The following is a 19,594-nucleotide window of genomic DNA, read 5'->3' as shown; positions in this document are numbered from 1 at the left end:
TTGCATTCCTCTGTGAAACTTTTAATAGATGAGGATTTTATATTTTATTGCTTTTGCTTTAGTCGTTTCATGTTCGAAAAATAATATTGAAGAGCATTGTTTTATTACCAAAGAAGAAAAGCCTGTATATGTTGAGAAAAAGCCTTACACGGTGAAGGAAATTCTTGAGAAAAAACCGGAATATCTTCAGATTATAGATCTTAAAGAATACAGAAGCTTTAAAAAAGACAGTCTGGAATTTAGGGATGGATTTTCTGAAGAAAAAGTAAAGGCCAACAAAGAAAAATATAAACTCTTTAATGAAAAGTTTCCGGACTATTTTTCATATTCAGGGTACTATCGGGATGGAACCATTTTGTACGCATTAGGAAGTAGCGAACTAGGATTTTGGCTGCTGAAAATCGAAAATGATAAGCCTTCTGCTTATTTTTTAGGATTAAGTTTCAGTCATTATTATATCAATGACATTCAGGAAAAGCCTATCATTAAAGATGGGTATCTGCAGTTTGAAGGAAGTTTGGTGAAAATCATTAAGGTTCCCGGTCTGCCGGGATACGATGATTATTCGGCTATTGAAGACGGAAAGTTATTCAAAATAAAACTGGATGATTTGATGAAAGATTCTGATCAGGACGGTTATAATGATATTTTTGAAGAGGCTTTTGCTTTAAATCCTGATAACAAAGACACTGACGGTGATGGAATCAATGATTTTGAGGATATGAATCCGCTATTTAAATCTGAAAAGAATAAGTTTTCAGAGCTTTATACTTTGCTGCTGCCTTCTTATGCCGAAGATATAGATTTTAAAAAAAGTCATTATACTTTTGAAGTATTTAAGAGTGACTGTGACTATTTTCATCAGATCAGCCCTGAAATGAGAGTTCTTTTTATCTCTAAAGATGATAAGAAAAGAACCTATTATACGAGAATAACGGATGTGACGAGAAACGGCGTCTCCAACATGAAAAGAGACCCGAATAATGCCAATAGATTTTATATTTCAAAGTCGGGAAGCAGTTATCAGAATGATTATGCAGCTGAATATAAAGAGGGGAAGTGGGTGCTGGAAATGATAGGAGGAATTGTGATTTAGAATTAAAAAAGATAATTATATACAATTTTACATTCATTCTGCTGTCTTCATTCTGCTGACTCTGTCATTCTGAATGCAACACAGTGAAATGAAGAATCTAAGCTATCATGAGATTCTTCCTTCGTCAGAATGACAATGGTGTAAAATGGTATATAGCCGCCAAAGATAATTAGATATAATTTTACATTCATTCCGCTGTCTTCATTCTACCGACTCTGTCATTCTGAATGCAACGCAGTGAAATGAAGAATCTAAGCTATCATGAGATTCTTCCTTCGTCAGAATGACAATGGTGTAAAATTGTATAGTCGCCAAAGATAATTATATACAATTTTACATTCATTCTGCTGTCTTTATTATGATGATTCTGTCATTCTGAATGTAACGCAGTGAAATGAAGAATCTAAGCTATTATGAGATTCTTCCTTCGTCAGAATGACAATGGTGTAAAATGGTATATAGCCGCCTAAAAAATAACCTGAGATGTTAATTGTATTTATTTTGTACATTTGATTTTTACAAATCGACATTATGGAAACAACCGCCCATACTTCATATACTTCGCTGGATGATTTCTACAAGGAAATGACAGCAAAACTGGGAACGGATATAGAAACGATCTTTCCGAAAGGGCTGCATAAAGACATTGGTCATTTTAATGTATTTGATATAGCACAGACCATTGAAAGGGTAAAGACGACGGCTGAAATGCCTTATAACAGAAGGAAATATTATAAGATAAGCCTCATCCGAGGACGTAACCGTGCGGAATATGCCGATAAGATCATCCAGATCGAAAAGAATGCTTTACTGTTTGCTACACCTAAAGTTCCTTATCACTGGGTGCCGGAAGATCCGCATCAGTCGGGGAGTTTTTGTGTATTTACGGAAGATTTCTTTATAAAGGACAAGTCTCACAGTACGCTTGAAGACCTACCGATTTTTCAGCCGGGGAATATTCCTTTGTTTGAAATTGATGATGAGCTTGCCGATGAGATAGAGCATCTGTATGGCAGGATCAAAAAAGAGATCGATTCGGATTATATCTTTAAATATGACCTGATCAGGAACTATGTGCTGGAGCTGATTCACTACGGTCAGAAACTACAGCCGGCCTCTAAATTATCAACCTCGAATGACGCTTCACTGCGGGTGGTTTCATTGTTTATAGAGCTGCTGGAGAGGCAGTTTCCAATTGAGAATTCAGATCAGAGACTGCAGTTGAAAAGCGCAAAGGACTATGCAGACAGGCTGTCTGTGCACGTTAATTATCTGAATAAAAAATTAAAGGAAAGCACCGGGAAAACGACAACTGAAATCATTGCTGAAAGAATTGTGCAGGAAGCCAAAATACTTTTGAAGCAGACGAAATGGAATGTTTCAGAAATTGCTTACTCTTTAGGTTTTGAACAAATAGCCCATTTTTCGAATTTCTTTAAAAAGAAAACGTCACTGGCTCCGCTGGAATTTCGTTCATGATTTGAATTTTGCAAATTTCAGTTTGATTCGAGCAAACACATCATCCCTGAATTGTCAGAACTTTGTACCATCAAAAACAAACAATAAATGGAAACAAGAACAAAAATCGCATTGGTAACCGGAGGGAGCCGCGGACTAGGAAAAAACTCAGCACTGAAAATCGCGCAAAAAGGACTAGACGTCATCATTACGTATAAAAGCAGTAAGGAAGAAGCTGATCATGTTGTAGAAGAAATTCAGGCGTTGGGAAGAAAAGCAATCGCTTATCAGCTCGATACCAAAGATATCAAAAGTTTTGATGCTTTTATAAAGCAGGTAGGAGATCATCTGGAAGAAAATACAGGAAGCCGTAACATTGATTACTTAGTCAATAATGCGGGAACTGCTCTGTATTCACCGATCACTGAAGTTACTGAAGAACAGCTGGACGATATGGTAGATATTCACTTCAAAGGGGTATTTTTCCTGACTCAGAAGTTTTTACCTTTCATTAATAACGGAGGTGGAATTATAAATGTTTCTTCAGGACTGGCAAGGTTTGCTTTACCGGGGTCTTCGGTTTACGGATCAATGAAAGCCGGAGTTGAAATGCTGACGAAATATATGGCGAAGGAATTGGGAGCAAGAAAGATTAAGGCTAATGCTGTTGCTCCGGGAGCTATCGAAACTGATTTCGGAGGCGGAAGAACAAGGGATGATGAGCATGTGAATGCCATTGTAGCAGGAAATACGGCTTTAGGAAGAGCAGGTTTGCCGGATGACATCGGAGGGGTAGTTGCTTTTCTGTGTACGGAGGAAGCAGGCTGGATCAATGCTCAAAGGATAGAAGTTTCGGGAGGAATGTTCTTTTAAAAAACAGGCGGTAGTTTTCTACCGCTTTTTTTATATCTTTATTAGGTCAATGTAAAAACAGGGTTGTCATATCCTTATGATGAAAGAGTTTTTAGATCAGTTCCCGTATGTGCTGCTCATTGCAGAAGTCATCTATTTTGCTGCTGTTATTCTTCTTGCAGCCAAGATCATTATGGATACGAAAACTACGAGCAAGACTCTGGCGTATCTTCTGCTGATTATTTTTATTCCCGTGGCAGGAATCGTGATCTATTTTGTTTTCGGGGTGAACTACAGGAAGAACAAATTCTACAATTTTAAGTTTGAGATCAATGAAGAGATCTACAAGGATATTCATAATTATATCGAAACGACCCATCAGGACTCGGTACAGGCAAACGAAGATCGGCTGAAAGAGTATATCACCACCATCAATTTCCTTTATAATGCTGCCTATTCTCCTCTGTCCTCAAAAAACGAAGTGCAAATCCTGGTGAACGGAGAAGAAAAGTTTGCCAAGGTGTTTGACTGTATCCGCAAGGCTAAGCATCATATCCACCTGGAGTATTATATTTATGAGAATGATACGGTTGGTAATCAGTTAGCCGACCTGCTTATCCTGAAAGCTAAAGAAGGACTTATCATCCGTTTTTTATATGATGCAATGGGAAGCGGAAAGATCGGAAAGAAGATGATCAGGAAACTTAGAGATGCGGGAATTAAGGTTTCTCCAGTGAATACAATTACATTCAGGCTTTTAGCAAACAGAGTGAATTACAGGGATCACCGAAAGATCATCATTATAGACGGTAAGGAAGTGTTCACTGGCGGGATCAATGTTTCGGATAAATATATCAATCCCAATTCGAAGCAGTACTGGAGGGATATTCATCTTTATCTCAAAGGGAATTCTGCATTTTATTTTCAGTTCCTTTTTCTTACCAACTGGGTGTTTGCTACGGAAAAAATACCTCAATTGTCTAAAGACTATTTCGATTATCATGAAGAGTACGAGGGAAATAAGCTGGTGCAGGTCGCTGCAAGTGGTCCGGATACGACTCCGGTTATCATGATGAGTACGAGCTCGGCTATTTTAGCGGCAAAGAAAAGGGTTTATATTGTAACTCCTTATTTCATTCCTGTAGAAACGATTTTAAATGCCATAAAACAGGTTGCACAGGCCGGGCTGGATGTAAGACTGATGGTTCCCGAAAAAGGAGATTCTATCATGGTAAATTCAGCTGCGTATTCTTATTACGAAGAGCTTATGGAAAATAAAGTCCGTATATTTTTTTATAAAAAAGGATTTATTCATGCGAAAACAATGATCGTGGACAATGATTTTTCAAGCGTTGGAACTGCAAATATGGATGTGCGGAGCCAGGAGCTGAACTTTGAAGTGAACACCCTAATCTTTGATCAGGAAACGAATCAAAAATTGGAAGCTGTATTCCTTGAAGATATGAAAGACTGTACAGAGCTGTCATTAAGTGAATGGAGAAAAAGACCAAAGGCTAAAGTCTTTTTTGAGCATTTGGCAAGGCTTTTTTCTCCATTGATGTAGTTTGATTATAAGTATGTTTAAACTACTATTAAAATTAACCACAAAAGCTATTGATACAGATGCTATGAGATACTGAAAGTACTCAAAAGGATAAAAATCAAATATTTTTAAAGATTTAGGCGTTCTTTTTCAGCCTAATGATTACCATTAAATGGATTATATACATCTTTTGTGCCTTTTGTGGTTAAATAAAAAGTTTAAACAGTATTATATCTTAGCAAGGTTTTCAATGGCTTTTTCCAGTGTTTCCTGCTTTTTGGCAAAACACAGACGGATGACGTGCTCATTCAGCTTGTTTTTATAGAAGGAAGAGAACGGAACACTTGCCACTTTATGACTGATCGTTAATTCACTGGCGAAGTCGAAATCGTTTTTATCAGAGATCTTATCATACTTCAAAGCCTGGAAATATGTTCCTTCGCAATCTAAAAGCTCAAAAGAGGTGGTTGCCAGTCCCTGTCTTAAAAAGTCTCTCTTTTCCTGAAAAAACTGATTCAGCTGATTATAATGCTCATCATTTTTCATATACTCTGCTAAAGCCAGTTGAATAGGTGTGTTAACAGAAAAAACATTGAACTGATGAATCTTTCTGAATTCATCGGTCAGGTTTTTAGGAGCTGCGCAGTAACCGACTTTCCAGCCCGTCACGTGAAACAGTTTTCCGAACGAGGCTACCAAAAGGCTTCTTTCTTTTAATTCAGGGTATTTACAGATACTTAAATGCTGCTTTCCATCGAAAACGATATTTTCATACACCTCATCGCTCAGAATCAGAATTGAAGTTCCCTTTACGATGTTTATTAATTCCTGAATGTCTTTTTCTTTTAAGATCTTTCCTGAAGGGTTGTTAGGATTGTTCAGGATTATCATTTTGGTTTTATCTGAAACCAGATTCTTAACGATATTCCAGTCGATCTCATAATCAGGGGCTTTCATTTCAAAACGTTTTACAATTCCTCCGAAAAGTTCAACGGTAGGTTCATAGCAGTCATAAGCCGGTTCAAAAATAATGACCTCATCCTCTTTTTTTACAAAGGTGGCAATAGCGGTGAAAATAGCCTGTGTTCCGCCCGCAGTAACCGTTATTTCTGTATCAGGATGATATATTGCCTGATGAGCGTTTTCAATTTTCCTTGCAATTTCTTCCTTTAAACCGATCATTCCTCCCATAGGAGCATACTGATTGAATCCTTTTTTGATAAAATGATCTACATAATTCAGGAGCTCAGCATCGGGCATAAAATCCGGGAATCCCTGTGATAGATTGATGGCTTCATTTTCATTGGCAAGCTGCGTCATCTGGCTGAATATAGTGGTTCCGATATTGGAAAGTTTAGATAAAGGAAGTTGAATCATGAACTTGAATTTTTTAATCACACCGAATTTAATTTATTTTTTCAAAACGGAATGTAAAAAATGTTAATATTGTAGCGAATAACTTTAAATTACTTTGAACACTATGATTAATCATGAAATAGATTATAAAATTTACGGGGAAGAAATGCAATGTGTGGAAATTGAGCTGGATCCAAGAGAAAGCGTGATTGCAGAGCCGGGAAGTTTTATGATGATGAAAGACGGGATACAAATGGAAACCTTATTTGGAGACGGAACAGAAAAGGGACTGATGGGGAAGCTGTTTTCTGCGGGAAAGAGAATGCTTACCGGAGAGAATCTTTTTATGACCGTATTTACGAATACTTCTTCAGATAAAAGACACGTCACTTTTGCCGCTCCTTATACCGGGAAAATCATTCCTTTTGATCTGAGCGAACTTGGAGGTAAAGTAATCTGTCAGAAAGACAGTTTCCTTTGTGCTGCGAAAGGGGTAACGGTAGGGATTGAATTCCAGAAGAAGCTGGGAACAGGACTTTTCGGAGGGGAAGGATTTATCATGCAGAAACTGGAAGGTGACGGGATGACCTTTGTACATAGTGGAGGACACGTAATTGAAAAAGAGCTTCAGCCGGGAGAGATCCTGAAAATAGATACAGGATGTATTGTTGCTTTTACCCATACCGTAGATTATGATATTCAGTTTGTAGGAGGGATCAAAAATACGATTTTCGGAGGGGAAGGATTATTCTTTGCCCAGCTAAGAGGTCCCGGAAAAGTTTGGATTCAGACTTTGCCTATTTCAAGATTGGCCAGCAGAATTTTACAGTACGGAACGACTAAGAATAAAGAACAGGGAAGTATCTTAGGCGGTTTGGGTAATCTTTTGGATGGTGACGGATATTAATGATTCAAAATTAAGATATAAAGAAAGGCTGTCGAAAGACAGCCTTTTGTTTTGCATTATTTAATATTATTTAGAGATGATAAGTTTTTGTGAACTTACTTTTCCGTTTGATTGAATTTCTACAATGTAGGTCCCTTGAATCAGCTTTTCGGTATTAAGCCTGATGGCTTGACGGCCGTTGTTTACCTTTTCAGACTTTTCCAGAACAGTTTCTCCTACAAGACTTATGATCTTCACAGACACTGTGCTTTTTGCGGAAAGGTTGGTTTGCAGATCAACATAATTTTTTGCAGGATTAGGAATGAGAGCATATTCTCTGGCGAGTTCATTTGTATTCTCAAGTTCTGCTTTTGCAATGTTTTTCCAATCAGGAAGGGTAGTGCTGGATTTTTGAACTATCGTTTTTCCTTCGCTTTCACTGTAACAGAAAGTAATACATTTTTTACAGACGATTTCTTTTTCTTTCACTTCCGTAACGCAGATCGTGTAGCTGCCCGGATCGCTGTAGGTATGAGATACGGAAGGCAAAATATAAGGGCTTGTAATCGCTCCGTCTCCCCATGATACTATATAGCTGCTTCCCGGATTGCCAGGAGTGGAAGATATTGACGGGTTGATAATAGAAAGATCAGCAATAGCAGAATGATTCGTAGTATTAAAAGAAGTCGTAAGTTTAAAATCTGCGCTACAGCCACCACAATCAGTGATACAGATATTGTCATAATACACAATTTCACTTGGGCTAGGGTAATAGTCAGGACAAAGTCCTAATATAGTACCAGTCATCAGTACATTGTCAAATGCTGCAGGTGTATAGCCATTCATTTGCCAGCTACCGTAGGCGTTACTCGGTGGTGTAAGTGATCCGTTAGCAAATTGAATAGGTGCTTTTACAGTGATCCATCCGCTTCCGGGCGTTACAGCTGTACTGGAAACAAATGTAATGGTACTGATACCGTCAGAAAGGTTTATAGTAGGATAAATAGGACTTCCGTATCCACCGTCATCTTTTAGATAAAAATCAAAAGAAAGGCATTGCCCTTGGTATATTTCTCCAATATATTTAAAGTCGGTAGTATTGAGATACCAGGAAGAACCTGAACCATCACCAAGGACTAAATATTGGGAACCATCTGCAGGAGTAGACGAAGAAAAAGAGGTATATACATTGCCATCCGGATAAGGTGCTGCCACCCAATTTCCTGCAGGATTGGTAGTAGAGTTGAAGTCACTGCAAGGTGCCTGTGCATGAAGAAGGAAACTTCCTAATATCATGTAAAATGCTAAGAAATATTTTTTCATCATAAAAGATTGGTTTTGTGCATCAAAAACCAATAAAAACTTTAAGGTTAGTAGTTTGAAATATTCTTTTGTTGAAATTTCAGGTAAAGTTTTTCTCATAATCATATTATTTAATGTGAATGTGAGACCAAAGTAAAAAAGATCGTTACAGAAACATTGCTTTATCTAATAAGTGCGTATTCTAAAAAAGTAACCGCTTAAGATCCTTCCATAACCGTATAAAAAGATAAGAAGCTTCCGGTAAGAAAGCTTCTTAAAATGGATATCGAAAAAATAAATATTTACCTTATAGTTTCAGTTTTTCTAAAAAATCATTCTTTTTACGGGTAGATACATTCAGGGTAGAGTTGTCGCTCATTACAACCTGTCCTCCTTTTCCCTTAATATATTCCTGTAAATGAGAAAGATTGATAAGATGCTTGTGGTGTATTCTGAAGAAATTGTGGTCTGCCAACACTTCTTCAAACTCATGCAGTGTCTTAGAAACCATTATTTTCGATTTATCAGCAAGATAAAAGGTCGTATAGCTGGAATCTGCTTCACAATGAACAATATCAGGAATATTAATCATTTTAAAACCCTGAAGAGTAGGTAAACTTATTTTATTATCCTGGGCAGTGCTGAATGAAAATGTTTTATTTCTTTTCATATTGTCCAAAGCTTTGTTGACGGCAATAATGAAATCTATTTTTTTAATAGGCTTCAAAAGATAATCAGTAGCGCCGTTCTTAATGGCCTGGATGGCAAAATTTTCATAAGCTGTGATAAAAATAATCTGTGAAGAAAGTTCTTTAAATTTTGACAGCAGGTCGAAAGCCGTGCCGTCATTCAGCTGGATATCTAAGAATAAAATATCCGGTGAGTTTTTAGTAAGATAAATGAATGCTTCTTCAATACCTGAAGCCTGAAAATCGATTTGGATCTCGGGAAATTCATTTTGTAATAGCAAAGCGATATACTCTCTGCCGTCTTTTTCATCATCAATGATGCACACTTGTGTTTTCATTTGTTATTATATATAGGTTAATTTGTGTTCCCTGTTTGTTGTGTTCTGAAAGATCTATAACCTCTAAAGTAATTTCGGTATCAAAAAGCTGTTTGAAGGTTTCAATCCTTTTTTGAGACAGCTTTACCCCAAAGGAATGCTTTTTCGCAAAAGATTCAGAAAGATTTTCAATTCCTTTGCCATTATCTTCAATGGTTGTCTTTAATGTTGAACCAGTATGATCAAAATAAATTCCAATATGGCCTTTTCTGTCTTTAAGACCAGAAATCCCGTGTTTAATAGCATTTTCTACAAAAGGCTGTATCAGTAAAGAGGGAATATTCCAGTTTTTATTTACGGTTTCAGAGGAGGAAATCTCATAATCGAATAGATCTTTTGAACGGAGTTTTTCCATATTTAAATACAAAGAAAGATACTCCATTTCCTCGTGTATAGGCATGAAGGTTTTCTCTGAATAATGAAGCGTTTTCCGGATCATTTGTGAGAAAGAATTCAGATAATTTTCTACTTCCCCATAATCCTTTTTATACAGTAAAAACTGAATGGAATTGAGGCAATTGTAAATAAAATGAGGATTGATCTGTGCTTTAATGGCCTGTAATTCCAATTCTGCAATCTTTTTCTCATAATTAAGCGTTTCAAGTTTCTTATTACGTTTTCTATGAGAATACAGCTCACTGGCTGTAATCATGATCATCACTAAAAGAAGCACTATGATCAATTTAAACCACCATGTTTGCCAGAGATGAGGTTTGATTTCAAAAGCAAGATCGGTAGAAGTATAAGATCGTCTTTCATTATAACTTAATCCAAAAACCTTAAGTATATACTTGCCTGGAGGGAGAGAATTCAGAATAATTTTTGATGAGTTGCTTACCTGCCATTCATTACTCAGTCCTGTCACTTGATACTTGTAGCTGATTTTTCCTTGCGAAGCGTAATCTAGAAAACTGAGGTTGAAAACCACATCATCAGGAGTAAAACCTTCCAGCTTTTGAGTCAGATCAAAGTATTCTTTATCTCCGATTTTTACAGAATTAATGATTACCTTCTTGTTGATGAACTTTTTTTGTGTGAGCAAACTTTCAATTGAAAAAATAGCTAATCCTCTTGAGGTGCCTATAAAAATAGAATCGTTTCTGATCACAGATCCTGCAACAACATTAGAAGGAAGCCCGTCTGTTTGGGTGAAATTATTGGTTTGTATCTTATTTCCTTTTAGTTCGATCCTAGATATTCCGTAATTGGTGCTTGCCCAAAAAACCGTAGGGGATTCAATGTCTATTCTCTTTACTTGATTGCTGATTAGGCCATTGTTTTCAGTAATTTTCTGTACAATGCCTTTTCTGTTGAAAAGAACAACTCCATACGTGTTGGTTGCTCCTATAAAGAGATTTTTATTTATTTTTTTAATATCGGTAAAATAATATTCCTTCAAAAACAGGACTTTTCTTTTTGTTTTTATATTGAGCTTATACAAATTGCTGAAGTCACCGACTAAAATACTGTCTTGAGTATAAGGAAGAGCGGGTATATGTTCTGTCTGTAGAAATTGTATCCGTTTTTTTTACTTTTTATATCGTACAGATAGAGTCCTGAAGCGGCACATAAAAGCACTGAGCTAGCCGCGTAAGGAACAATATATTTAGGATTTTGCCGTAAGGTGATACTTTGATGGCTAGAAGTATCATAAATGATGACCTTAGACGTAAGTCCAAAGAATATGATATTCTTGTGAGTGTATAACGTTTTATTCTCCGTTTTATCAGATGAATCAAAAACAATTTTCCTTAATCTTCCGTTTTGGTAGATAGCGCCTGCAGCCTTGTCATATCCTATAATAATATTGTTACCGTTTGTGCTGATTGTTTTGATATATTCAGAATTATTTTTTAAAGGTTGGTTGATATAATTCGCAAAAAAAACTTTACTGATGAAAAAAATACCATTATCTCTCAGGCCGAACCAGATATTATCGTCTCTGTCTACAAAAACATACTGTATGACATGATCTTTCAGTAAGGTTACAGGTGGTTTTAATGGTTTGCTTTCATCAAGTAATGATTGATTAAAGAATAAGACACCACCATTCACCATGTTGAGCCACAATTTATTATTCTTATCAATAATAGAATGGAAAACTTTACCTTTTAATGGATAAGAATGAATTTTTTTAAAACGGGAAGTCCCTTGTAATTTGTAAACATCAAGTGTTTTTTCATCATAGAAGACGAAGAGATTATCCTTGTTACAAACAAAATAGCTTTTGCCAATAAACAGAGATTCCTGTTTTTTAGTAATAATGTTGTAGATAATGATAGAGTCACCAAAAGCTTCTTTTAAGTATAAAGTATTTGTATGATAATCAAATTTGAAAGCATGTAATGATATGTTTTTGTAATCAATAGATACATGATATTTTTTTAAATGCTCATTTTCGTAAACGAATATATCTTTAGGATTATTGATCGTATGTAAATAAAGTGTATTGTTGTTTCTTGTGATAATGGGAACATAATTGGAAAATTGATCAGACAGATATTTATTATAACGGGAACTGATGATTTTGCCATTTTTCAGATAAGAGAAATCATTCAGAAAAGGAACGATGAAAATTTCACCGTTAGGTAAAGGTTCACAGCTGATGACCTCAATATTCTTCAGGCCTTCTTTTCTGCCATATTGCTTAAATTCTTTACCGTCAAAACGAAAAAGACCATTGTCTGTACCTATCCACATAAAACCATGAGCATCCTGCTTCATACGGTAAGTATAAGAACTGTTCAGGCCGTCACTTTCGTTGTAGTTGATCAAACCGGGATCTGACAAAAAAATGGAGAAAAGATCAGAATAAAAAATAGAATGATTATTTTATTCAAAAACTTCTCTTTCTTTGATATCATAATTAATAAGAAGGTGAGTTTGGTGCTGATAATTTATTTTTTGGTGCTTCAAATTAAGAAAAAATAAATAATTTCTATCGGTGTAATTTTATCCAATTTTGTATTTTTGTATGTTTGCTGAAATTACATATGTCACAAGAAATAAACCCAATCTATTCCGAAGATAATATCAGAACCCTTGATTGGCAGGAACACATACGTTTACGTCCCGGAATGTACATCGGGAAGTTGGGAGACGGATCTTCTGCTGATGACGGTATTTATATTTTACTAAAAGAAATTCTGGATAACTCTATTGATGAGTTCAGAATGAAATCTGGTAAAAGAATTGAAATAAAATTGGACGATGGTAAAGTTACCATTCGTGACTTTGGTCGTGGTATTCCGCTGGGTAAAGTGGTGGATGCTGTTTCTAAAATGAACACAGGAGGTAAGTATGACAGCAAAGCCTTCAAAAAATCGGTAGGTCTGAACGGGGTAGGAACCAAAGCGGTAAATGCCTTGTCAGAATATTTCCGTGTAAGATCTTTCCGGGACGGGAAAATGAAGGTTGCCGAATTTTCGAGAGGATTAATTACAGAAGATTTTGATGAAAAAGATACTTCGGATCGAAACGGTACTGAGATTTCTTTCATTCCTGATGGTGAGATTTTCCTTCATTTTAAATTCAGAAAAGAGTATATCGAAAGAATGCTCCGTAATTATGCGTACCTGAATCCGGGACTTACGATTCTTTTCAACGGAGAAAAATTTTATTCTGAAAATGGTCTTAAGGATCTATTGGATGAAGAACTGGAGAATGAAACATTGTATCCTATTGTTCATTTAAAAGACAATGACATAGAAGTAGCGATTACGCATACGGATAAATCGCAGACCGAAACCTATTTCTCTTTCGTCAACGGGCAGAATACCACACAGGGAGGAACACATTTGAATGCCTTCCGTGAAGCATATGTAAAAACAATCCGTGAGTTTTTCAATAAAAACTTTGATGCGTCAGATGTCAGAAAATCAATTGTTGCAGCGGTTTCCATCAATGTAGAAGAGCCTGTTTTTGAATCTCAGACCAAAACAAAACTGGGATCAAATGACATTGGACCTAATGGACCAACGGTAAGAACTTTCATTATTGACTTCTTAAAGAGTAAGTTAGATAATTTTTTGCATAAAAATCCGGAAGTTGCTGATGCAATTCAAAGAAAAATCTTAATTTCCGAAAGAGAAAGAAAGGAACTTTCGGGAATCCAGAAACTGGCAAGGGAAAGAGCAAAAAAAGTATCTCTTCACAATAAAAAGCTTCGTGACTGCAGACAGCATTACAACGATCAGAAAGCAGAAAGAAAGGCAGAAACGCAGATATTCATTACCGAGGGAGACTCTGCATCCGGATCAATCACAAAATCCAGAGATGTAGAGACCCAAGCTGTATTTTCATTAAAAGGTAAACCATTAAACTGTTATGGTCTTACGAAAAAGGTAGTATATGAAAATGAAGAGTTCAATTTGCTTCAGGCCGCTTTAAATATTGAAGAAAGTCTGGAAGATTTAAGATACAATCAGGTAATCATTGCAACCGATGCGGATGTAGACGGAATGCACATCCGATTACTGATGATTACTTTCTTCTTACAGTTTTTCCCGGATATTATTAAAAACGGGCACCTTTATATTCTGCAGACCCCTTTGTTCAGGGTAAGGAATAAGAAAGAGACCAGATATTGCTACAGCGAACTGGAAAGGGTAAAAGCTCTGAATGAACTGGGGAAAAATCCTGAAATTACCCGATTTAAGGGATTGGGAGAAATATCTCCGGATGAGTTTAAACACTTCATAGGAAAAGATATAAGACTGGAACCTGTTGTATTAGGAAAAGACCAAACAATAGAGCAGCTTTTGGAATTCTATATGGGTAAAAATACTCCTGACAGACAGACTTTCATTTTAGAAAATCTGGTAGTAGAAGATCAGGACATTCAAAATAAAGAAATTGTAGATTAGAAAATAGATTATTAGAAAAAATAGAACGGCTATATGAGAATAAGTAACCGCAGTAAAATTGCAATATATAACTTCATTAATATGATGCTGTTGTTGATTTTGGTGGGTGGTATAATTGCTTTCTTTTTAGAAGACAGACTCAATATTTTAGGAGACCTTAGCTATCTTTTTATAGCTATACCTGCTGCAATGTTGTGTACTTTCTATGTTATTGGAAGGCAGATTTTTGAGTACGACAGCGATGGTGAAGCTTTGAATTTCAGGAACAGGAATATTGTTCCTTTTATCAACAAACCATTAAGTGATGAGTTTCCAAAATACAAACTTATCAGCTACGAAATTGTAGATATGTTTCTGATCAAGAGACTCTATGTAAAGGTATCCAGTAAAAATACAGGTTCTACCATGTTGAAATACGAAATATCATACCTGTCTAAAAAAGAAATAAAAGATTTAAAATTCTCTCTAAATAAAGTAGTAAAAACTAATAACGAGAAAAAAGAGTTAATTAAATGATGATAGAAGAGAACTCGCATGAAGGTGAGAGCCTGAAAAAAGTTTCCGGGCTTTATAAAGATTGGTTTCTGGATTATGCTTCTTATGTGATTTTAGACAGGGCAATTCCGTCAGTATTTGATGGTTTTAAACCCGTTCAGAGAAGGATAATGCATTCCATGAGAGAGCTGGAAGACGGGCGCTACAACAAAGTTGCCAACATTGTAGGGAATACGATGAAATATCACCCGCATGGGGATGCTTCTATTACCGATGCAATGGTGGGAATCGGGCAAAAAGAACTGCTGATAGACACTCAGGGAAACTGGGGGAATATCTATACGGGAGATTCTGCTGCCGCTGCGAGATATATTGAAGCAAGACTGACTCCTTTTGCGCTGGAAGTAGTTTTTAATCCTAAAACGACGGAATGGACGAAATCGTATGACGGAAGAAACAACGAACCGGTAGATTTACCTGTAAAATTCCCGCTGCTTTTGGCACAGGGAGTTGAAGGGATTGGAGTAGGGCTTTCTACAAAAATTCTTCCTCATAACTTTAATGAACTAATTAATGCTTCCGTTGCCTATTTAAAAGGCAAAAAGTTTGAATTATTTCCGGATTTTCTTACCGCAGGTTTTTTAGATGTTTCCGAATATAACGATGGTCACAGAGGCGGGAAAGTAAGAGCCAGAGCAAGAATCAATCAGGTAGATAAGCATACTTTGATGATTACTGAGCTTCCTTTTTCTAAAAATACGGGAGATCTTATTGATTCTATCTTAAAAGCCAACGAAAAAGGAAAGATTAAAATCAAAAAAATTGAAGACAATACCTCAGATAAAGTAGAAATTCTGATTCATCTTCCTAATGATTCGTCACCTGATAAAACAATTGATGCATTATACGCGTTTACCGATTGTCAGGTTACTATTTCTCCGAATGCCTGCGTTATTGTTGGAGATAAACCTATGTTCCTGAATGTTTCTGAGATTTTAAGAAGAAACGCAGATCATACAGTTTCATTACTTAAAAGCGAGCTTGAGATAGAACTTCATGAGTTGCAAGAGAGCTGGCATTTCTCTTCATTGGAAAGAATCTTTATTGAAAACAGGATCTATCACGATATAGAAGAAGTTAAAAGCTGGGAAGAAGTTTTAAAGACAATCGATGAAGGCTTAAAACCTCATACGAAGCATCTTTTAAGAGCTGTTACAGAAGAAGATATTTTAAGACTTACGGAAATCAGAATCAAAAGAATCTCAAGATTTGATTTAGATAAATTTAAAGAAAATATTGCTGCTCTTGAAGGGAAAATAGAGCAGGTAAAACATCATCTGGAGCATCTTATTACATATGCTATTGATTATTTCCTGAATATTCAGAAAAAATACGGAAAAGACAGACAAAGAAAAACAGAATTAAGAATTTTTGATACCATCGATGCGACAAAAGTTGCCGTAGCGAACGAAAAATTCTATGCCAATTTTGAAGAAGGTTTCATAGGAACTTCCCTGAAAAAAGACCAGTATTTATTCGACTGTTCAGATATTGACGACATTATTACGTTCAGAAAAGACGGAAGTATGAAAGTCGTAAAAGTAGAAGCAAAAACATTCATCGGAAAAGATATTCTTCACGTAGCCATTTGGAAGAAGAACGATAAAAGAACGGTTTACAACATGATCTATCGTGAAGGAAGAGAAGGACCGTATTATATGAAACGTTTTTCCGTAACAGGAGTAACGCGAAATACGGATTATCCTTTAGCTTCAGATAAAAAAGGATCAGAAACGCTTTATTTCTCTGCCAATCCAAATGGAGAAGCAGAAACAGTAAGTGTGCTTTTAAAGCCCAACCCTAGAATCAGAAAGAATAAAATGGATATCGATTTCTCTGAATTAGCCATTAAAGGAAGAGATTCCAAAGGAAATCTGGTAACCAAATATTCGGTGAAGAAAGTAGACATGAAGGAAGAAGGAGTTTCTACTTTGGCACCAAGAAAAATCTGGTTTGATGAAACCGTAAGAAGATTAAATGCAGATGTAAGAGGAACTTTATTGGGAAGCTTTAAAGGGGATGATAAGATCTTAACGATCAATACAAACGGAGAAGCAAAACTGGTAAGCTTTGATCTCGGAAACCGTTTCGATGATGAGTATTTGGTTCTTGAGAAATGGAGACCGCAGCAACCCGTGACGTGCATTTATTATGACGGGGAAAAAGAAATTTATTTCATTAAAAGATTCTTGCTTGAAAATAATACGAATCCTCAGACTTTCATGCCTTCAGAACATCCAAAGTCTTTTATCGAAAGTATTATTGTGGCAGATAACGCTTCTGCTGAAATTATTTTTGCAAAAGACAAAGGGAAAGAACGCGACCCCGAAACGATAAACATTGATGAATTTATTGCCGTAAAAGGAATAAAAGCCATCGGAAATCAGTTCACTAAATTTAAAGTAAAGTCGATCAATATCACAATTCCTGAGCCTGAAGAAGAGGAACCTGAAGTGTATGAAGAGCCGGAACGTTTTGAAGGAGATGATGATGGTGGTACTATTGGAGATCTGTTCCAGAGTGATGAGAACACAGAAAATTAAAATGTTGGAAATATGATGAGTCCTATTGTTTTAGTTACCATTGCAGCAACCTGTATATATAGCTATATTGGATTAAATAATGCGCAGTATTTTGAAAAATACAAATTCAATGTAGGTGCAATTAAAAACAGAAAAGAGTACATGAGGCTTGTAACTTCAGGTTTTCTTCATGCGGACTTTATGCATCTGTTTTTCAATATGCTTTCCTTATATTTATTTCAGGAGGCAGTTACTCTGTTTTTTGGAGATATAGGTTTTTTAATTATCTATTTTGGATCTTTGCTGCTTGGAAACCTTTTTAGCTTATTGATTTATCAGAACCAACCGTGGTATTCTGCAATTGGAGCTTCGGGGGCAGTTTCCGGAATTATCTTTGCCTCTATTGCCATGGCTCCGAATGAGATCAGTGTCAACTTTTTGCCGGGATGGCTTTTCGGAACACTGTATTTTGGGTATTCAGTCTATATGATGCTGAATCCTAAACAATGGGATAATCTGGGACATTCTGCCCATTTAGGAGGAGCATTTTTCGGATTGGTATATTCTGTTGTTATGCATCCTCAGTTGGCAATGAGTAATATGTTGTTCCTGGGAATTATGTCACTTCCTTTGATCTATTTAGCCTATCAGATCTTTGTGAATAAGAAGATCAGATAGAAATTATTAAGATAATAATAGTAATCTATACCAAAAAAATAATTAAACAACATTACAATCATAAAAAATGGAGAACACAGAGTTCTCCATTTTGTTATCTAAATAGTGGATTTGTATATTTCTTATTAACTACTTTGTCTCGCATTGAGGCTTTATCAGTAAAGTTTCTAGAAATATTTTTAATCATTTCACTATAATTATCTGTTCCATCATCTTTTTGACGATAATATGGCTTTATAGAACTACAATTTTTATGTTCAAATAAAGTATTTAATAAAGTTCTATCTGAAATACCACAAGAATGACCAAAAATAAATACTTGATAATTATTTGAGTTTATAAATTCAAGTAATCTTTTATAAGAATCACTTTCAAGATATTTCATTGATTTAATATTTTGTAAATATTCATTATCATTAAGATTTTCAATTTCCAAATAATCTTTATCAATTTCATCTCCAAAACCAAAAATTACTTTATTGTCTGTTTTGTTATTTAATACTCCATGAATATGAACTATATCTGTAGAAATCCTTTCATCAAATTCATTATCAGTTGGAGCATCATTGTAGTGCCTCTCAGTTGATGTATAATTGAAGTTTACAAATAATATTTCTTTTGGTCTATATCGAAAATAATTAGGTGATACCTCAGATGACAACAATTCTTTTATTTTTCTTTTTTTATCTTTTAATCCAGCTAATGACTGATACAATCTAGTTTCTCTATCTGATAAATCAAGTTCTTGAATGTGAAGATTACCTTCTTCTAAGTCTTTAATATTAGAATAGATTTTTTGAAAAATTTCTTCCGTTAGATGATTAATAGATGATTCGGAAAAATCTCTAAGATTAAAATCGGAATATATTATATTGTAAATTGATCTTTTAAAATTCGTTTCCTCAGAAGTACTAGGGAATCTTGTAGAAAATTCTTTTTGAACCTTCGTGAGATACGCTTCTAATAGAGATTCTATAACAGCAAATTCTTTATTTAGTTTTGTTATTGTATATATATTTGTTATTCTATAATTAGAAGACTTTTTATAACAGTTTTTTAATGAAAAATAATAATCATTTTCTATATCTACCCAATTTTTTGAAGATTTATTTCTATTGAGAATTTCAAAAAAATAATTCGTATAAGTTAATTTACTACCTATGTTGCTTAAGCTTCTTAAAATATTTTGATAATCATTTTCAGGTTCTGAAAATGATATGTTAGGCACCCTATCTATAGAAATACAATCATCTTTATAGTGTTGACCAATATAATCATCAAATATTTCTTTTCTTTTTGTTTTCCAATAATCATCTATAAAATTTACATAACTAGTTTTCATGCCATGGGCTAAATCAAAACCATTCCCAATTAATATTATACGGTTCATAAGTATTAGTTTCTTATTTGAATAG

The 19,594-nt window shown here is 35.3% G+C and carries 15 protein-coding genes; 9 read left to right on the top strand and 6 right to left on the bottom strand.

The features are described from left to right. Window positions 1-28 precede the first annotated feature (28 nt). From JI747_RS05175 to cls, 4 genes are all read left to right on the top strand, one after another. Window positions 29-1,096, top strand: a complete 1,068-nt coding sequence (locus tag JI747_RS05175; RefSeq protein WP_225686745.1) for a hypothetical protein — start codon at window positions 29-31, stop codon at window positions 1,094-1,096. A gap of 531 nt (window positions 1,097-1,627) precedes the next feature. Then, entirely contained in the window at window positions 1,628-2,575 is a 948-nt protein-coding gene (locus JI747_RS05170; RefSeq protein WP_225686743.1) for a helix-turn-helix domain-containing protein, read from the top strand. An 87-nt stretch (window positions 2,576-2,662) separates the two neighbouring features. After that, a complete protein-coding gene (locus tag JI747_RS05165) occupies window positions 2,663-3,427 on the top strand; it encodes an SDR family NAD(P)-dependent oxidoreductase (protein ID WP_225686741.1) in 765 nt (254 codons plus the stop codon). A 79-nt stretch (window positions 3,428-3,506) separates the two neighbouring features. Further along, window positions 3,507-4,970, top strand: coding sequence for a cardiolipin synthase (gene cls / locus JI747_RS05160; RefSeq protein WP_225686739.1), 1,464 nt, complete (start codon window positions 3,507-3,509; stop codon window positions 4,968-4,970). 207 nt (window positions 4,971-5,177) lie between these two features. On the opposite strand, the gene JI747_RS05155 is transcribed toward cls, so the two are convergent. Then, window positions 5,178-6,326, bottom strand: a complete 1,149-nt coding sequence (locus JI747_RS05155) for a methionine aminotransferase (protein ID WP_225686738.1) — start codon at window positions 6,324-6,326, stop codon at window positions 5,178-5,180. A gap of 103 nt (window positions 6,327-6,429) precedes the next feature. Between JI747_RS05155 and JI747_RS05150 the strand changes: the two genes are divergently transcribed. Next, window positions 6,430-7,212, top strand: a complete 783-nt coding sequence (locus JI747_RS05150) for a TIGR00266 family protein (RefSeq protein ID WP_225686737.1) — start codon at window positions 6,430-6,432, stop codon at window positions 7,210-7,212. 66 nt (window positions 7,213-7,278) lie between these two features. Here JI747_RS05150 and JI747_RS05145 read toward each other — a convergent pair whose 3' ends face one another. The 4 genes from JI747_RS05145 to JI747_RS05130 all read right to left on the bottom strand — a co-directional run bounded on the left by JI747_RS05145 (window position 7,279) and on the right by JI747_RS05130 (window position 12,349). Then, a complete protein-coding gene (locus JI747_RS05145; protein ID WP_225686736.1) occupies window positions 7,279-8,613 on the bottom strand; it encodes a T9SS type A sorting domain-containing protein in 1,335 nt (444 codons plus the stop codon). Between the two features lie 187 nt (window positions 8,614-8,800). Next, on the bottom strand, window positions 8,801-9,520 hold the full coding sequence (locus JI747_RS05140; RefSeq protein ID WP_225686735.1) for a LytR/AlgR family response regulator transcription factor: 720 nt from the start codon (window positions 9,518-9,520) through the stop codon (window positions 8,801-8,803). Further along, window positions 9,495-10,958 (bottom strand): sensor histidine kinase, encoded by a 1,464-nt coding sequence (locus tag JI747_RS05135; protein WP_225686734.1) that lies wholly within the window; start codon window positions 10,956-10,958, stop codon window positions 9,495-9,497. Before JI747_RS05135 ends, JI747_RS05140 begins: the two co-directional genes overlap by 26 nt. A 59-nt stretch (window positions 10,959-11,017) precedes the next feature. After that, a complete protein-coding gene (locus JI747_RS05130; RefSeq protein WP_225686733.1) occupies window positions 11,018-12,349 on the bottom strand; it encodes a two-component regulator propeller domain-containing protein in 1,332 nt (443 codons plus the stop codon). Window positions 12,350-12,552: 203 nt separating this feature from the next. Between JI747_RS05130 and JI747_RS05125 the strand changes: the two genes are divergently transcribed. Genes JI747_RS05125 through JI747_RS05110 form a run of 4 tightly spaced genes read left to right on the top strand, consistent with a single transcriptional unit; the run spans window position 12,553 to window position 18,179 of the window. Then, on the top strand, window positions 12,553-14,424 hold the full coding sequence (locus JI747_RS05125) for a DNA topoisomerase IV subunit B (RefSeq protein ID WP_225686732.1): 1,872 nt from the start codon (window positions 12,553-12,555) through the stop codon (window positions 14,422-14,424). Between the two features lie 33 nt (window positions 14,425-14,457). Beyond that, window positions 14,458-14,940 carry a hypothetical protein gene (locus JI747_RS05120; RefSeq protein ID WP_225686731.1) on the top strand — a complete coding sequence of 161 codons (483 nt, stop codon included), beginning with the start codon at window positions 14,458-14,460 and terminating at the stop codon, window positions 14,938-14,940. After that, window positions 14,937-17,522 carry a DNA gyrase/topoisomerase IV subunit A gene (locus tag JI747_RS05115; RefSeq protein WP_262904124.1) on the top strand — a complete coding sequence of 862 codons (2,586 nt, stop codon included), beginning with the start codon at window positions 14,937-14,939 and terminating at the stop codon, window positions 17,520-17,522. The genes JI747_RS05120 and JI747_RS05115 overlap by 4 nt, the downstream gene beginning before the upstream one ends. 15 nt (window positions 17,523-17,537) lie before the next feature. Beyond that, window positions 17,538-18,179 (top strand): rhomboid family intramembrane serine protease, encoded by a 642-nt coding sequence (locus JI747_RS05110; RefSeq protein WP_225686798.1) that lies wholly within the window; start codon window positions 17,538-17,540, stop codon window positions 18,177-18,179. Window positions 18,180-18,273: 94 nt separating this feature from the next. Here the strand turns inward: JI747_RS05110 and JI747_RS05105 are convergent, their stop codons facing one another. Next, window positions 18,274-19,569, bottom strand: coding sequence for an AbiH family protein (locus JI747_RS05105; protein ID WP_225686729.1), 1,296 nt, complete (start codon window positions 19,567-19,569; stop codon window positions 18,274-18,276). Between the last annotated feature and the right edge of the window lie 25 nt (window positions 19,570-19,594).

This window comes from Chryseobacterium tagetis (assembly GCF_016735585.2).
Taxonomy (GTDB): Bacteria; Bacteroidota; Bacteroidia; order Flavobacteriales; family Weeksellaceae; genus Chryseobacterium; species Chryseobacterium tagetis.
Note: the sequence above shows the minus strand (reverse complement) of the source record. Positions and strands in the feature narration are given on the sequence as shown.

Bases quoted from the DNA above. Each gene is read 5' to 3' on its own strand.
- JI747_RS05175 (WP_225686745.1), top strand. From the start codon at position 29: ATGAGGATTTTATATTTTATTGCTTTTGCTTTAGTCGTTTCATGTTCG.
- JI747_RS05170 (WP_225686743.1), top strand. From the start codon at position 1,628: ATGGAAACAACCGCCCATACTTCATATACTTCGCTGGATGATTTCTAC.
- JI747_RS05165 (WP_225686741.1), top strand. From the start codon at position 2,663: ATGGAAACAAGAACAAAAATCGCATTGGTAACCGGAGGGAGCCGCGGA.
- cls (WP_225686739.1), top strand. From the start codon at position 3,507: ATGAAAGAGTTTTTAGATCAGTTCCCGTATGTGCTGCTCATTGCAGAA.
- JI747_RS05155 (WP_225686738.1), bottom strand. From the start codon at position 6,326: ATGATTCAACTTCCTTTATCTAAACTTTCCAATATCGGAACCACTATA.
- JI747_RS05150 (WP_225686737.1), top strand. From the start codon at position 6,430: ATGATTAATCATGAAATAGATTATAAAATTTACGGGGAAGAAATGCAA.
- JI747_RS05145 (WP_225686736.1), bottom strand. From the start codon at position 8,613: ATGAGAAAAACTTTACCTGAAATTTCAACAAAAGAATATTTCAAACTA.
- JI747_RS05140 (WP_225686735.1), bottom strand. From the start codon at position 9,520: ATGAAAACACAAGTGTGCATCATTGATGATGAAAAAGACGGCAGAGAG.
- JI747_RS05125 (WP_225686732.1), top strand. From the start codon at position 12,553: ATGTCACAAGAAATAAACCCAATCTATTCCGAAGATAATATCAGAACC.
- JI747_RS05120 (WP_225686731.1), top strand. From the start codon at position 14,458: ATGAGAATAAGTAACCGCAGTAAAATTGCAATATATAACTTCATTAAT.
- JI747_RS05115 (WP_262904124.1), top strand. From the start codon at position 14,937: ATGATGATAGAAGAGAACTCGCATGAAGGTGAGAGCCTGAAAAAAGTT.
- JI747_RS05110 (WP_225686798.1), top strand. From the start codon at position 17,538: ATGAGTCCTATTGTTTTAGTTACCATTGCAGCAACCTGTATATATAGC.
- JI747_RS05105 (WP_225686729.1), bottom strand. From the start codon at position 19,569: ATGAACCGTATAATATTAATTGGGAATGGTTTTGATTTAGCCCATGGC.